Origin of the sequence: Streptomyces sp. NPDC088812 (assembly GCF_044750285.1) — a bacterium.
Classification (GTDB): domain Bacteria; phylum Actinomycetota; class Actinomycetes; order Streptomycetales; family Streptomycetaceae; genus Streptomyces.
The window spans coordinates 378,129-391,928 of sequence record NZ_JBIVJP010000002.1 but is presented as its reverse complement, the minus strand read 5'-3'; the positions used below and the strand labels follow the sequence as shown (position 1 = coordinate 391,928).

Below are 13,800 nucleotides of genomic sequence, written 5' to 3'. Positions count from 1 at the left end.
GGGCCGGGGGCGCCGCGCGGCGGTCAGAGGTCGAACTCGTGCGGCGGCAGGTCGAGGGCGAAGCACGCCTCGCGGACCACGGCCTGCTCGGTCTTGTCGAAGTCGCCGTCGGCGCCGCCGATGACGACGCCGATCTGGATGACGGCGCGTGCCTCGGCGGGCTTCTTCCTGGCCTTGGCGACCTCCTGCAACACGCTGACCTTGCCGAAGTCGAAGTCGGCGGTGAGCTTGTCCAGGTTGTCGTCGAAACGGCGCTGGAGGTCCATGGCGTCGAAGTTCTGCAACACCTCGTTGGTGGCGATCAGCTGGGCCACGCGCCGGCGTTCGGACGGATCGATGGTGCCGTCCGCCGCCGCGACCAGCGCGCACATCGCCATGGCGGCGTCCCGGAAGGCGCCGCTCTTGAGGTCGTTCTTCTTCGCCACGAGCTGCGTCTGCATCTGAGTGGCGGAATCCTTGATGCGGTCCCAGAGGGCCATGAGAACTCCGTACGGTCGGTCGGGGGCCCGTCCTGCCCGGGCGGCAGCCGGCGTCCCGGTTAATTTCTACAGCAATGTAGAAACGAGTGTGCCGCCCGGTGAGTTCCCGCCCGCGCGCCTCAGTCCTCTTCTCCCCCCTCTCCCTCGTCGTCGCCCTCGAAGAAGTCCCCCACCTCGTCGATCACTTCGGCCGCCACCATGCCGCCGACGACACCGACCGCGAGCCCGGCCGCGCCCGCGGCGACGGCGGTGCCCATACCGGGCCCCGAGCGGTGGCCGTCGTGGCCGTGATCGCCGTACCCGTGGCCGGAGTGACCCTCGTGTCCGTAGGAGGCGTGGGAGTCGTACGCCGCCCGGTGCTCGACCAGGTGGCGGATCCAGCCGTCGACCTCGGTGTTCCAGTCGCGGGAGTCGTGGTGCCCCACGGTGAACCGGGTGAGCGCGTCGTGGCCGGAGGAGAAGAGGCCGCCGCGCTTGTCCGCCTCCAGGACGACCTCCACGCCGGCCGGACCGGCCAGGAAGGTCAGCTCGATCTCGTTGACCTGGTGTGCGTACTGCGGCGCCGGGGTCAGCTCGATCTCCTGGTAGAAGGGCAGCTGCTGGCCGGTGCCGCCGATGCGCCCGTACTCCAGGTCGGCGGAGCGGAAGCCGAAGCCGAGCTGCCCGAGCGCTTCGAGGACCGCCTCCTGCACGGGCAGCGGGGCGACGTCCAGCTGGTCCAGGTCGCCCTTGTCCCTGGCGCCGGCCACGGCCAGTTCGGTCCGTACGCCGAGGACGATGCCCAGGCCCTGCCCGTACAGCTCGGTGACGGGCGTCTCCCACGGCAGCGCCATGGTGAAGGGGACGCTGCGCTCCTCGCCCGCCGCGAGGCGGAACCCGCCGCCGACGGTGAACCGCTCGAAGGCGACCACGCCCTCGCTCTCCCCGTCCTCGTGCTCGGCCTCGACCCGTGCGACCAGCTCCAGGGTGATGTGCTCGACGTCGAAGTCGGCGTCGCCGCCCTCGAGCCGGACCTGGCCGGTCAGTGCGCCGCCGGGGCGGGCGGTTCCGGGGTCGAGGACCGTGTCGACCGTGGGGCCGCCGAGGCCGAGCGATCCGAGCAGTCGTTTGAACACCATCGTGGCGTCCACTCCTTCACGTGCGGGTGACCTACTGGTTCTACAGGCACGTAGAAGCATAGGGGGTGCGTCACCCGCCGCCGGAGCGGTGCCGGGCGCAACCCCCTGTCACACAGGGCTCGTTCACGCAGGGCCCGTTCGCGCCGGCGCCCGCCCCGAGTCGTCGCGCGCCGGTCAGCCGTGACCTGCGAGGAGCCCGTGCATCGTGGCCGCCGTCCGCTCCGGGGTGTCCCGCTCGTCGACACGGACCTCGACGTACCGGGTGCCGCTCGCCGCGTGGCGGTCGCGGACGGCGGTGACGCTCTGGGGGGTGCACGGGACGATCACCACGACCCCGTTGCGCGCCAGCACCTCGGCCAGCAGGCCCGTGCGCCGGGTGTCGGCGCCCAGGTCGTCGTACCGGTCGAGCACCTCGACCCGGCGCCATTCGGCCGTGAGCCGTTCGGCCAGCGCGTAGGCGGCCGCGAGCCGGTCGGCCGTCGAGGGGCCCGTCACCCAGACCGTCGCGCCGGGACAGGTACATCGGCACCTCCCGTCGTGCCTGCCGTTCAGCACGGGCGCCCCCCGGCGCGAGTCACCTGACGCACCGTCGGACTGCCCAAGACCATCGCTGGCGCCTCCCTGCGAACCGTGCGGAACCCGACGCTCCCGGTGAGAGCTGGACCATGATGCGGTGCGTTCCTGGTCGTGCCATGGGGAGAAGATGAGAATTCCGTGACTCTTCTCCTGGCGCGGTCCGGACGGCTCGCGCGGTCCGGACGGCCCGTGACGGCCGGTTCGGCTACGGCCGCTCCGTCGCCGTCCCGCGCGTGGTGAAGGGCAGCACCAGTCGCGACGGGTGGGCCGCGTCGCGGTAGATCTTGTGGGTCACGGGGCGGCTGACCGGCAGGTGGAAGGCGTCCGGCGGCAGCAGCGTGTTGTGCTCGTCGGCGAGCGGCTCGGTGTTGGACAGCTCCGCGACGAGCTTGTGGCCCGGCAGGAACGTCGCCGCGAACGGGTAGACGCGCAGCACGTACTCCTGCCGCTGACTCACCGAGACCGGCCTGACTGTTCAGCCCGCCTGCACATCCAGCGACATGACCAGTTCAACCGCAGTAGTGGCTGGATCGGACCATCACGGTAAGGACCGGCGAGGCCGGCGACGGCTGGCTCCGCCCGATGTCCTCGTAACCCCACGACCTGTAGAGCGCGTGGACCTTTCCGCCGCCGGCGGCCGGATTGACCATGAGCGTGACGAACGGCTCGTCGCGCGTGGCGATGAGGGCGTCATGAATGCGGCGGGCGATGCCGGTTTTCCGCCAGGCTGAGCGGACGCCGATTTCCTTCAAGGCCACGGCCGGGCACTCGGTGTACTTCTCCGCCGGTGTCGGATCGGTGCGCTGCCAGTACCGGTCGCCGTGCTCGATGGTGTTGCCGTAGGCGTAGCCGACCGGATGTCCGTCCGCGTACGCCAGGACGGCAGTGAACCCCGGCTCGGTGCCGTGCCGGTCCAGACGCTCGCCGAACGCGGTGACGGCGTAGTTCGGCAGGTGGAGGAGTGGGGCGCGTACGTCGGCGTACACGTCGAGAAGGTCGCCGCGGACGGTGTCGAGGGTGGTGAAGGTGCGCAGTTCGATGGCGGGCGCCGTGGTCATGCGGCCACCCTCCAGGCGGCGGTGTGCTCGGTCCAGGCCTGCACGGTTGAGCTGCTCGGCGCCGTGGCGCGCAGTGCGGCCCCGAACTCCTGCAGCATGCGCGTGACCCGGGGGTGCTGGGTGGCTGCTTCGGCGGGGACCTCCATCGCGGTGGCTGTGGCGGCGTCGGGGGCGCCCTGGGCGAGCTGGGCGTGAGCGAGCCGGGTGGTGGTGATGGCCCGGGAACGAATCATGTGGGGCCGGAGGGTGGACAGGCAGCGGTGGGCGTGGTACTCGGCGGTCGAGTAGTCACCGAGGGCCAAGTGCGCGGAGAGGGCCAGGGAGTCCAGCTCGGCTTGGTCGTAGAAGGCGAACATCCACACCGGCCGGTAGTCGGCGGGGTCGGCGCGCAGCATGGCGTCTTGGGCCTGCTCGAAGGCCCGGCGGGTGCCGGTAGGGTCCTGTGCCGCGCCGTGGATGGCGCCCTGGCGGGCCAGACCGAGGGAGGCGAACAGGGGGTCTCGGCGGGTGAGGTGCAGGTTGCGTGCGACGTCGTTGGCAGCGAACGCGTCGGCGGGTCGGCCCATGTGCCGGTACATCGTGCCCGCGTGACTCCAGATGCGGAACTTGATCGCCTGGTCGCCGGACATCTCGGCGAGGGCCTGGGCCTCGCGCATGTGCGCCTTGGCGACGTCGTAGCGCCGGCCGTCGATGGCCGCCCACATCGCGGAGGAGCGGAAGGCGGCTGCTGAAGCGTAGAGGCTGCTTCGTACCCGCTGGGTGGCGCTGCCGGCGTTCTGGAGGTTGAGTGCCTCGTCGGCGAGGGCGGCGGCCCGTTGTTCGATGCCGAGTTGGCCGCCGTGGCGGTGGTCGCTGGCGATGATCTCGGTGAAGCGCTTGTTGAGGCGGTTGACGTCGCTCATGCCGATACGGCGCGGTGATGCGGTGCCGGGTGCGGCTGCTGCGGCGGCAGCCGCCGCGATGCTGCCGACGAGGGTGCGGCGCTTCATGTCGGGGTCCTCCTGCTGCGGTGGGGCCGGGGTGGACGAAGGCCGGCTCCGTGGCACGAACCCTAAAGCGACGGCGGGTAGACCTGTGACGTCCTCAAGTGCCGTGCGGGCAGCCGACTTCGGCCACGTGACCCGGCCCGCTTTCCATGCCCGGACCGACGATCCGTCGAGGCCACCAGGGCGTCCGGTCAACCGTTCAATGGCCCTGTTCACGGCCTCGGCGAAGCTGTTGGAGCTGTAGCCGTGTTCGGTCATCCATGCCTCAAGAACGGTGTTGCGGGGGATGTCCATGCGGGCACGGTAGCCCGCACGATCCTCACCCGCCAGGTAAAGGAGAAGTCAAAACACCCTAAGTCGGTCCGTCGACTGAGCACCTGAACGTCCTAACCAAGGTGCTGGCAGAGGCAGTTGTCTGGGTGCTGGTCGCCCGCCGCGCCCCACCGTGCGGGTGGCTGTTGACGGCCCGGCCTGCCCCTGAGGTTCCCCCGCGGGGGCGGGCCGGGCGCCGAGACGACACGAAGGCTCCACCCCGATGACGAGTCTGAGAAAGACAGTTGAGGCCCTCTCCGCCGGCCACCCCACGTACAGCCAGACCTTCCCGTGCGAGCCGTCCACGGCCGAGCTCGGCCGCGAGCTCGTTCGGGGCGTCCTCGGTGTGTGGCACCTCGACGGCCTCGCCGACCGTGCCGCGCTGATCATCACGGAGCTCATCGCGAACGCCTCCAGGCACACTCCGTGTCCCGAGATTCGCCTCACGGTTGGGCGGCCGAGTGCGACTCGACTGCGTGTCGGGGTCGTGGACCGGGAACCATCGCGTCTTCCCACACTCAGCCAGGCGGCTGACGACGACGAATCGGGCCGCGGGCTGCTCCTCGTCGACGCTGTCGCCGACCGCTGGGGCTACGACCTGCACGGCTCGGACAGACGTCCCTGGGGCAAAACGGTATGGGCGGAACTCCGTACCGAGGACGGCAGGTGAGCGTCCCGGCCACGGCACCCTCGCCCCTTCCGGATGTGGCCCGACTCCGGCCCCGCCGGCAGGTGGCCATGGACTGCGCCCTCTGCAACTGGCCACTGGGAGCGGGCGGTGGACGGCTGTGCGAGATACGCCACCGGGGCCTGCCGTTCCGGCTCTGGGCCTTCGCTCTCGACTGCCAGGCCACCAGATCGACGATCCGACCAGCTGAGAGGGGGACGTCCTTCCATGGAGTAGCCGTGGATCACCGGTGATTGCTGGCTCGGCTGCGCGCGTACCGGCGTCCTGGTGATCTGGCTCGGCCCGGTGCAGTGGGACGGTCAGCACGCCCCCTTCTGCACGTGCGAGCCGTGCCTCGATCGCCTCAAGGCCCAGGCGCTCGCCTACTTCATGGAGCATCGACCGACATCCGCTTGATCAGACTCCCGGCACACGACTTCCCGGCGTGAGGCAGGCAGCCCGCGAGGACTCCCTACGCGGAGCACGTCCCCTCATGCCGGGCGGACAGGAACCGTTCGGGGCGCAGCCGTCCGGCAACGCTCCCGTGGCGGCACCTGGTGGGCACTCCAGCCCAGTAACACCACGACTATCAAGAGGAGTTGCAGCATGACGCGCAGCACCGTAGTTCCCAGCCGCACTGAAGTACGCCCGCAGATCCCGGGGGCATCGGACGGCTTCGACCTGGACGTCTCCCTCGTCGAGATCGCCGACCCGGCGGGCCTGGTCAACCTGACCGACGACAACTGCGGGTCCACCTGCGGCGCCTGTACCACCAACGTCGCCTGACCCGGTCCCCAGATCACCCCGGTCTGGTGCCGCCGCGTCTCCTCGCGGCGGCACCAGCCGCCCGGCCCTCATCTACGGAGGTACTTGGTGGTTGCTCTGCCCGCAGCATTCCGCGCCGGTTCCACTGCCCTCGTGCGCGCCGTGGCCCGGCCCTCGCTGCCGTTTCCTCCATGCCCTGACCTCGATGACCGCTCGCACAGTGGTGCGTCTGCTCGTGTGGCGTGGCTACGCGCGGTCTGGGCGGACAAGGACGTTGTCAAGGCACTACAGCACTCCAGCCCGGTCCTGGCCGCGCAGGTGGGCGCGCTGTGTACGGCCGAGCACCCCGCCCTCCGTGATGTGCGGCGCGCGGCGCTGTCCGTGGCCCGCTACCTGCTGCGGGCCCAGCACCGGGCAACGCCCTTCGGCCTGTTCGCCGGCGTGGCCACCGCGGCGTTCGGCCCGCAGGCGCGGGCCGACTGGGGCGAGGAGCACGTGGCCGTCGGCCGCGCGGGGGCAGAGTGGATGGCGGTCCTGGTCGCACGGTTGGAGTCCTGCCCGGACCTCCTCGAACGGCTGCCCGTCGTCGCCAACAACACCGTGACGTACCGGGGAGACCGGCTCATCGTGCCGTTCCAGCCCGACGTCCAGGACGACCGGATTCGTGCGGTCGAGGCGTCTCTGGCCCTGACCGGACCGGTGCGCGCGGTGCTCGCCGCGACCCGACTGCCGATCCGGTTCGGCACCCTCGCGGACAAGCTCCAGGCGGAGTTCCCCGAGGCCGCTCCCGAGCGGGTGCGTCAACTGCTGGCGGAGTTGATCCGGCGGCGGGTACTGATCACGGGCCTGCACGCTCCGAGCACCGAGACCGATGCCCTCGGGTATCTGGTGGGCCAACTCGACGCGATCGACGCCGGGAGCATCGCCCCGGTCGCGGAGACCTTACGCGCACTGCACGCAGTGCGGGCGGGCTTGGAGGAGTGCGCCACGCACGGTGGCCGGGACAGCGTCGCGGCGCGGATGCGAGACCTCGTACCCGGCCTGCGTCGCCACCCCGTCGCGCTCGACGTCCGCCTGGACGCGCAGATCGTTCTGCCGGAAGCGGTCGCCCGAGAGATCGAGCGCGCCGCTCTCATCCTGACCCGCTTGAGCATCCGCCCGTATGGGACCGCCGCGTGGAAGGAGTACCACCAGCGGTTCTACGAGCGGTACGGCATCGGCACGATGGTGCCGCTCACGGAGGTCGTCGCGGACAGCGGCACCGGCTACCCCGACGGCTACCCAGGCGCTCCGGCCAGCGCACGCAGGCCCCGCGTCTCCGCCCGGGACGACGCCCTCGTACGCCTGGCTCAGGCCGCCGCGCTCGACGGCCATGCCGAAGTGATCCTCACAGACGAACAGATCGAGGCTCTGGACGTGGGTCCGGACGAGCCTCGGCTGCCGCCGCACTTGGAGATCGGGGTGCGTATCCACGCGGTCAGTCTGGAGGAGTTGCAGCGTGGGCACTTCCGGTTGGAGATCGTGAGTGTGTCCCGTGGTGTCGGCGTCTCCACAGGCCGATTCCTCAGCGTGCTGGCCCCCTCCGACCGGGAGGTACTGGTCGCAGAGCTTGCCGACCTCCCGGCCGCAGACGGCAACACCATGCCCGCGCAGCTCTCTTTCCCGCCCCTGATCCCCGAGAGCGCCCACGTCACCCGCTCCCCACAGGTTCTACCCACTGTGATCAGCCTTCAGGAGCACCGCGCCCCGCAGGACACTGTCCTCGCCCCGGAGGACTTGGCTGTGGGGTGCGACGGCCGCCGCATGTACCTCGCTGTCCCCGAGCGAGGCCACCGCGTGGAGGCCGTCGGAATGCACGCGCTGAACCTCCACAGCCACACCCCGCCACTGGTGCGGTTCCTCACCGAACTGTCTCGCGCCCAGTGCGCGCAGGTCACCGTGTTCGACTGGGGCGCCGCGGCGGCGATGCCGTTTCTTCCACGTCTGCGGTACGGCCGCACCGTGCTGGCCCCGGCACGCTGGCGGCTGGAAGCGTCCGAACTGCCCGGCTCTGTCCTCCCTCAGGCAGAGTGGGATGCCGCGCTCAGCGACTGGCATGCCCGGCGGAGGCTGCCGCGCCGCATCCATCTCGTCGAGGACGACCGGCGCCTCTTCCTCGACCTCGACGAGGCCAGCCACCGTGCGCTCCTGCGCATACACCTCGACCATTCGTGCCTGGCCGTGATCGTCGAGGCCCCGGAACCGGAGGCGTACGGCTGGTGCGGCGGGCGAGCCCACGAGGTCGTGGTGCCCCTCAAAGCAACCAGGCCGTCGGCATGGCCGCCACTGCCAGCCCCCAGCCGGGCCCGTGCCCTGTCTGCGGCCCAAATGCAGACGCCTGCCTCTTCCTCGGTTCTTCTGGCCGCCCTGTACGGCGACCCCCGCCGCCAAGACGTCTTGCTCCCCCGGCACTTGCCCGGCCTCCTCGAACAGCTCGGTAACCCGCCGTGGTGGTTCATCCGCTTCCGCGACCCGGACCAACACCTCCGCGTACGCATCGCCCTCCCCGACCCGCAAGCCTTCGCCGACACGGCCCGAACGGTGAGCGCCTGGGCCGACGAGCTACGAAGCGTCGGCCTGCTGGCCGACCTGCGCTATCCCACCTCCTACCGCGAGATGGGCCGCTGGGGCTCCGGCACCGCATGGGAAGCGGCTGAGGAGGTCTTCAGGGCGGACTCGCGCGCCATCTTGGCCCAGCTCAGGCAGCCGCAGCGTCCCGGACCGCGCAGGCTGGTGGCAGCCCACACCGTTGCCATCGCGTCCGCGTTCCTTGGCAGCACCGAGGCCGGGATGCGGTGGCTGATCGACCACATCCCGCCGACAGCTCCCGTGCCCGTTCCACGCCCACAGTTCACCGAGGCCGTACGGCTCGCCGACCCGAGCGACGACTGGTCGGCCTTGCGCAGTGTCCCGGGCGGAGACGCCATCGTGTCCGGATGGGCCGACCGGGAAGCGGCACTCGCCGCGTACCGGCCGCACCTGCCCGGCCCGGACACCCAGGGCATCGCCGTCGACGACGTCCTGACATCCCTGCTGCACGTCCACTTCGTGCGCCACGTCGCCGTGAACTTCCCGGAGGAAGAGGCGTGCCTCTACCTGGCGCGCGCCGCCGCCCTGGCCTGGACCGCCCGTACCAAGGGGAGGGCCTCGTGACCACCCACCACGCGCTCGCCCTGGTCGACGCCATCGCCGTCCGGCTCGCCGACCCCGACGCGGCGCTCCTCAGTCCGAGGATGCTGTCCTCGGACCGGCAGCATCTTGCTTACGGCCCTTCCGGAATCGCGCTCCTGCACATCGAGCTGGCCGCGAACGGCCTCGGCCCGTGGCACCGCGCCCACGACTGGTTCGCCGCCGCCTCCCGGCAGCCGCTCACCAGCGGCCCAGACAGCTACCCCTTCTACGGAGTGCCTGCCTTCGCCCACGCCCTGTCCTGTGCCGCCGACCATCTGTCCGGCTCCTACCAGCGCGCCCTCGACGCGATGGATGCCCAGATCGCAGTCGACGTCGGACGCCGTCTCGACACCGCACACCGCCGCATCGACGCCGGACGCCTGCCGCAGCTCGCCGAGTTCGACGCCATCCGGGGCCTCACCGGATACGGCGCCTACCTACTGCGCCGAAACCCCGGCAGCTCCACGACGCTCGCCGTCCTCGACTACTGCGTACGCCTCACCGAACCGATCACCCACCACGGCGAGACCCTTCCGGGCTGGTGGGCGGAGACCGGGCCCTCGGGAAGCCCGGACGACCGGTTCCCCGGCGGGCACGCCAATACCGGTATGGCGCACGGCATCGGCGGCGTGCTCGCGCTCCTGGCCCTCGCAGCTCGGAACGGCTCCGTCACCGCTGGGCACCATGCAGCACTGCGCACCATTCTGACCTGGTTGGACTGCTGGAAGGAGAAGGCCGACGGCGGACCGGTCTGGCCGTACTGGGTCACTCAGGGCGAGCTGCGGAGCGGGCGTCTCGCCCCCTCTGCGCCCCGGCGGCCGTCCTGGTGCTACGGCACCGCCAGCCTCGCCCGCGCCCAGCAACTTGCCGCGCTTGCCCTCGGCGATACCAGCCGACAGGTCGACGCGGAGAACGCACTCGTGGCCGCCCTCACCGATCCTGAGCAGCTGAAGGCCACGACGTACAGCGGCCTCTGCCACGGGTTCGCCGGCCTCGCCCACGCTGTCGCGCGTACGGCTGACGACGCTCACCCTTCGACCGCGGGAAGACTCCGCGCCGCGATCCCGGCCCTCCTGGCTGCGGTCACCCCTCCGGACACCGGCCCCGACCTCATGGCCACGGCGCTCGTCCAGGACGAGGAAAGCGGCCCCGGCCTCCTCGACGGCGCCGCTGGCATAGCCCTGGCTCTCCTCGCACCCAGCACCGCCGCACCACCCCGGACCGCCTGGGACGCATGCCTCCTCATCTCTTGATTAGCCGACCGAAGGACCTCAATGCCTCCCGACCGCTGGCAGCAGCACAACATCACCTTCGTCGACCGCGAGATGGCCCGGCGCACCATCGCCGAACGCCTCGGCCCCACCCTGATCGAGGCCGAGGCCGACGGACAGCTCACCGGCTGGTGGTTCATGAACAAGCAGCCCTGGCCGCTGCGTTACCTCGCCGACAAGCCCTCACCAGCCATTGAGTCGCTCCTGAGCGATCTCATCGGCGACGGCGTGGCCGTTTCGTGCCTGCCCTGCGTCTACGAGCCCGAGACCGACACCTTCGGCGGTCCGGAGGCCATGCACACAGCCCACGAACTGTTCCACAGCGATTCCCGCCACCTGCTCACCTACGAGACGAGTTCGAGGCACCTGGGACGCCGGGAGACCGCCGTCCTGCTGGCGAGCATCATGATGCGCGGTGCTGGTCTCGATTGGTTCGAACAGGGCGACGTATGGGCGAAGGTCGCGGCCCTTCGACCGGCCACCGCTCCACAATCACCCGAACGAACCGCCGAACTGGCGCCGGCCATGCGCAAGCTCATAACCGCCGACGCCCACAGCCTCTGCCTCCGGCGTGGCCCACTCCACGCTCACGAGGAATGGGTGACCGCCTTCGAACGGGCCGGTGCCACGCTCGCCGACCTCGCAGCCCGCGGTGCCCTCACCCGCGGCCTGCGAGCCGTCATCGCCCACCACGTGATCTTCCACGCCAACCGCGCCGGTCTCCTCCGGGACGACCAAAGCGCCCTGTCCCGCATCGCACGAGAGGTAGTCATGGGAACGAGTGACCACACCGCGTCGCCCACCGAGGCAACGGCCGACATCGATAGCGTCAGCGCGGTGAACACCGACACGATCACCACCCCCACGGCGGACGCCCAGCGCCTCCGCAACGCCCTGGTCGACCAGCTCCGCGCGGACGGACACGCCCGCACGCCCGCCGTCGAGACCGCGCTGCGGACTGTACCCCGCCACGTGTTCGTGCCCGACGCGTCACTCGAAGACGCCTACGCCAACGCACCGGTACACATCAAGTACGACACCGACGGCACGTCCATCTCCTGCGCCTCACAGCCGGGCGTCGTCGCCCTCATGCTGGACCAGCTCGAAGCCCAGCCCGGCGAGCGCATCCTCGAACTCGGCGCCGGCACCGGCTACAACGCCGGCCTGCTCGCCCACCTGGTCGGCGAGAACGGACACGTGACCACCCTCGACGTCGACGACGACCTCGTGGAAGGCGCCCGTGCGCACCTCGCCGCGGCCGGGATCACTAGCGTAGAGGCCGTGACCCGCGACGGGGCACTCGGCTACGCCGAAGCAGCGCCGTACGACCGGATCATCGCCACCGTCGGCGCGCACGGCGTACCACACGCCTGGCTGCAGCAGCTCGCCCCCGGCGGCCGACTCCTCGTCCCCCAGCGCCTCAAGGGCACCGTCTCCCGATCCATCGCCTACGAGCAGCGCGACGGCCGGTGGGTGTCCCTCGGCAGCGAGATGAACACCTTCATGCCCCTTCGACGGGGCATCGCCGACGACGACCGCCGAGTGATTCCGCTCAGCACGGACGGCACCGTACGACTCCAGGCCCCCGCCGGACTCAACATCGACGCCGACGCCCTCGCAGGCGTACTCGACCAGCCGCGCACCGAGGAATGGACCGGCATGACGGTCCGCGCCATGGAGTCGCCGGAGTGGATGGAACTGTTCGTCACCTGCTGCTTCCCCTCTGGTCTGATCCGGATGCTGTTCCCCCAGAGCGCCAAGGGCACGCTGCTCACCGAGGACCCCTACCCCTCGTCGACCGCTGTCGTCGACAAGGGTGCCGTCACCTACCTCGCCCGGCGCCTTTCGGAAGAGAAGACCCCCGAGGGTGGCAAACTCTGGGAGTTCGGTGTCGTCGGCCACGGCCCCGGCAGCGATGAGCTGACCGCGAGGGTCGCCGACGCCATCCGCACCTGGGACCGCGACTACCGCGACCGTGAGGCCACGTTCGAAATCCAGCCTCTCGACGCCCCCGAGATCGAGCAGCGCCCCGGTCTCTTCGCCCTCGACACCCCGCTGAACCGCATCGTCGTCGACTGGCGGTGACGCCCCACAGGTAGCGGACGGTGCCCGCGGCAGGCAGTCGGCGGGCACCCTCGCCCCACCAGCCCTCACCTACACACGGGGGGACACATGGATCCACACGGACCCACGGCCCAGCGCTTCCCGCTCGTCGCCCGATTCCGGCCCGCCTGCCTGCCCCTGCCCGAGCGTGTGCGCAGTCTCGTCGACCTGGCCGACACCGCGGTGAACAAGACCGACCAAGGGCTTGCATCGGCCGTCTACAACCAGGCCGCGCTCATCGCCTCCGACCTCGGCCTCCCCGCCCTCGCCCGCGAGATGTGCCACCAGCACGCCGCCGCCTACCTCCACGCCTGCCCCCTCCTCGGCATGAGCGCGATCCGAGGGTTGGAACCGGTCGTCAACCTGGCCCGCCTCCAGATCCGCGCCGGCAGCGCGGATGAGGGGCGTCGGCGATTGCTTGACCTGTACAAGACCGTCGAGGCGGGCACAGCCGCCCAATTTGAGGGCGTCAACGTACCTGCGGTCCTGACGGCGACCGGCGAAGACCGTCAGGAGGTTCGCGCATGGCTGTGGCGCGTCCTCCTCGCAGACGGCACGCGCACCCTCACCACCGAGGGGCGCTGGGCCGAGGCGCTGGTGCACATCGAAGCCCACCATGGCGCCGGAAAGCGGATGCTCGACGGTCGACAGGTCGCCGTACTCGCCGCCCTCGCCGCGGGTGACACCGCGTGGGCAGCTGTCCTCCTTGCCGACACGATGCCCGGCGATCCGTGGGAGCAAGACGTCACGGCATGCCTGACCGTTCTATGCCGCCGCGACGCCGGGCAGCCGATCGACGGCCACCTGGCGGACCTGGTGACGGCCTACCTCGGACGGAAGACCGAACCCGGGATGACCGTCTTCGACACCCGGCTCGGACTTACCGTCTTCGACGCGATCGGTTCCGTCGGGGCGCTCGCCGCGCACCGCATCGTCGAGGACCTCCACCGCAGGACGACGGACGCCGAAGACGGCTACGCGGCCCGCGAGAACTTGGCTCATCCACTGTTCACTGCGATCGCCACGGACCGGCAAGTGCAGGACTGTCGCGCGCTGGTGCACGCCTGCGCCCTGGGCGCTGGGATCCTCCCGGACGAACTGCGAGGGGAGCTGGCGTCGGCTTTGCGCGCCAGCGACAGCGTGATCCGGGCCAGCCTCGCGCGGCCATGTGGCCCCGGACGTACACCCCCGTTGGAGAGAGCCTGATGAAAGGAGCGAAGCTGGAAACTCGTCGTGCGGCTGCGGGGCGCAGGAC

At 70.7% G+C, this 13,800-nt stretch carries 12 protein-coding genes; 6 read left to right on the top strand and 6 right to left on the bottom strand.

Annotated features, from left to right (window positions below):
* Positions 1-23: 23 nt before the first annotated feature.
* From ACIP67_RS05520 to ACIP67_RS05495, 6 genes are all read right to left on the bottom strand, one after another.
* Positions 24-479: a tellurite resistance TerB family protein gene (locus ACIP67_RS05520; protein ID WP_389519194.1), complete on the bottom strand. Its 456-nt coding sequence runs from the start codon at positions 477-479 to the stop codon at positions 24-26.
* Positions 480-598: 119 nt separating this feature from the next.
* Positions 599-1,597, bottom strand: a complete 999-nt coding sequence (locus ACIP67_RS05515; protein ID WP_401687741.1) for a sporulation protein — start codon at positions 1,595-1,597, stop codon at positions 599-601.
* A gap of 174 nt (positions 1,598-1,771) precedes the next feature.
* Entirely contained in the window at positions 1,772-2,092 is a 321-nt protein-coding gene (locus tag ACIP67_RS05510) for a hypothetical protein (protein WP_401687738.1), read from the bottom strand.
* Positions 2,093-2,378: 286 nt separating this feature from the next.
* Complete coding sequence (locus ACIP67_RS05505) at positions 2,379-2,630, bottom strand: hypothetical protein (protein WP_401687735.1); 252 nt, start codon at positions 2,628-2,630, stop codon at positions 2,379-2,381.
* Positions 2,631-2,682: 52 nt separating this feature from the next.
* A complete protein-coding gene (locus ACIP67_RS05500; RefSeq protein WP_401687732.1) occupies positions 2,683-3,231 on the bottom strand; it encodes a GNAT family N-acetyltransferase in 549 nt (182 codons plus the stop codon).
* Positions 3,228-4,511 carry an XRE family transcriptional regulator gene (locus ACIP67_RS05495; protein ID WP_401687729.1) on the bottom strand — a complete coding sequence of 428 codons (1,284 nt, stop codon included), beginning with the start codon at positions 4,509-4,511 and terminating at the stop codon, positions 3,228-3,230. The genes ACIP67_RS05500 and ACIP67_RS05495 overlap by 4 nt, the downstream gene beginning before the upstream one ends.
* Before the next feature lie 241 nt (positions 4,512-4,752).
* Here ACIP67_RS05495 and ACIP67_RS05490 point away from each other — a divergent pair, with 241 nt between their 5' ends.
* The 6 genes from ACIP67_RS05490 (at position 4,753) to ACIP67_RS05465 (ending at position 13,751) form a co-directional block, all read left to right on the top strand.
* On the top strand, positions 4,753-5,199 hold the full coding sequence (locus ACIP67_RS05490; protein ID WP_401687726.1) for an ATP-binding protein: 447 nt from the start codon (positions 4,753-4,755) through the stop codon (positions 5,197-5,199).
* A 603-nt stretch (positions 5,200-5,802) separates the two neighbouring features.
* On the top strand, positions 5,803-5,982 hold the full coding sequence (locus ACIP67_RS05485; protein WP_016825826.1) for an FxLD family lanthipeptide: 180 nt from the start codon (positions 5,803-5,805) through the stop codon (positions 5,980-5,982).
* 216 nt (positions 5,983-6,198) lie between these two features.
* Positions 6,199-9,153 (top strand): lantibiotic dehydratase, encoded by a 2,955-nt coding sequence (locus tag ACIP67_RS05480; RefSeq protein WP_401687724.1) that lies wholly within the window; start codon positions 6,199-6,201, stop codon positions 9,151-9,153.
* Positions 9,150-10,424, top strand: coding sequence for a lanthionine synthetase C family protein (locus tag ACIP67_RS05475; RefSeq protein ID WP_401687721.1), 1,275 nt, complete (start codon positions 9,150-9,152; stop codon positions 10,422-10,424). The genes ACIP67_RS05480 and ACIP67_RS05475 overlap by 4 nt, the downstream gene beginning before the upstream one ends.
* A gap of 21 nt (positions 10,425-10,445) precedes the next feature.
* Positions 10,446-12,527, top strand: coding sequence for a methyltransferase, FxLD system (fxlM, locus tag ACIP67_RS05470; protein WP_401687718.1), 2,082 nt, complete (start codon positions 10,446-10,448; stop codon positions 12,525-12,527).
* 87 nt (positions 12,528-12,614) lie between these two features.
* Positions 12,615-13,751, top strand: a complete 1,137-nt coding sequence (locus tag ACIP67_RS05465; protein ID WP_401687715.1) for a hypothetical protein — start codon at positions 12,615-12,617, stop codon at positions 13,749-13,751.
* Positions 13,752-13,800: the final 49 nt, after the last annotated feature.

Bases quoted from the DNA above. Each gene is read 5' to 3' on its own strand.
- ACIP67_RS05520 (WP_389519194.1), bottom strand. From the start codon at position 479: ATGGCCCTCTGGGACCGCATCAAGGATTCCGCCACTCAGATGCAGACG.
- ACIP67_RS05515 (WP_401687741.1), bottom strand. From the start codon at position 1,597: ATGGTGTTCAAACGACTGCTCGGATCGCTCGGCCTCGGCGGCCCCACG.
- ACIP67_RS05500 (WP_401687732.1), bottom strand. From the start codon at position 3,231: ATGACCACGGCGCCCGCCATCGAACTGCGCACCTTCACCACCCTCGAC.
- ACIP67_RS05495 (WP_401687729.1), bottom strand. From the start codon at position 4,511: ATGGACATCCCCCGCAACACCGTTCTTGAGGCATGGATGACCGAACAC.
- ACIP67_RS05490 (WP_401687726.1), top strand. From the start codon at position 4,753: ATGACGAGTCTGAGAAAGACAGTTGAGGCCCTCTCCGCCGGCCACCCC.
- ACIP67_RS05485 (WP_016825826.1), top strand. From the start codon at position 5,803: ATGACGCGCAGCACCGTAGTTCCCAGCCGCACTGAAGTACGCCCGCAG.
- fxlM (WP_401687718.1), top strand. From the start codon at position 10,446: ATGCCTCCCGACCGCTGGCAGCAGCACAACATCACCTTCGTCGACCGC.
- ACIP67_RS05465 (WP_401687715.1), top strand. From the start codon at position 12,615: ATGGATCCACACGGACCCACGGCCCAGCGCTTCCCGCTCGTCGCCCGA.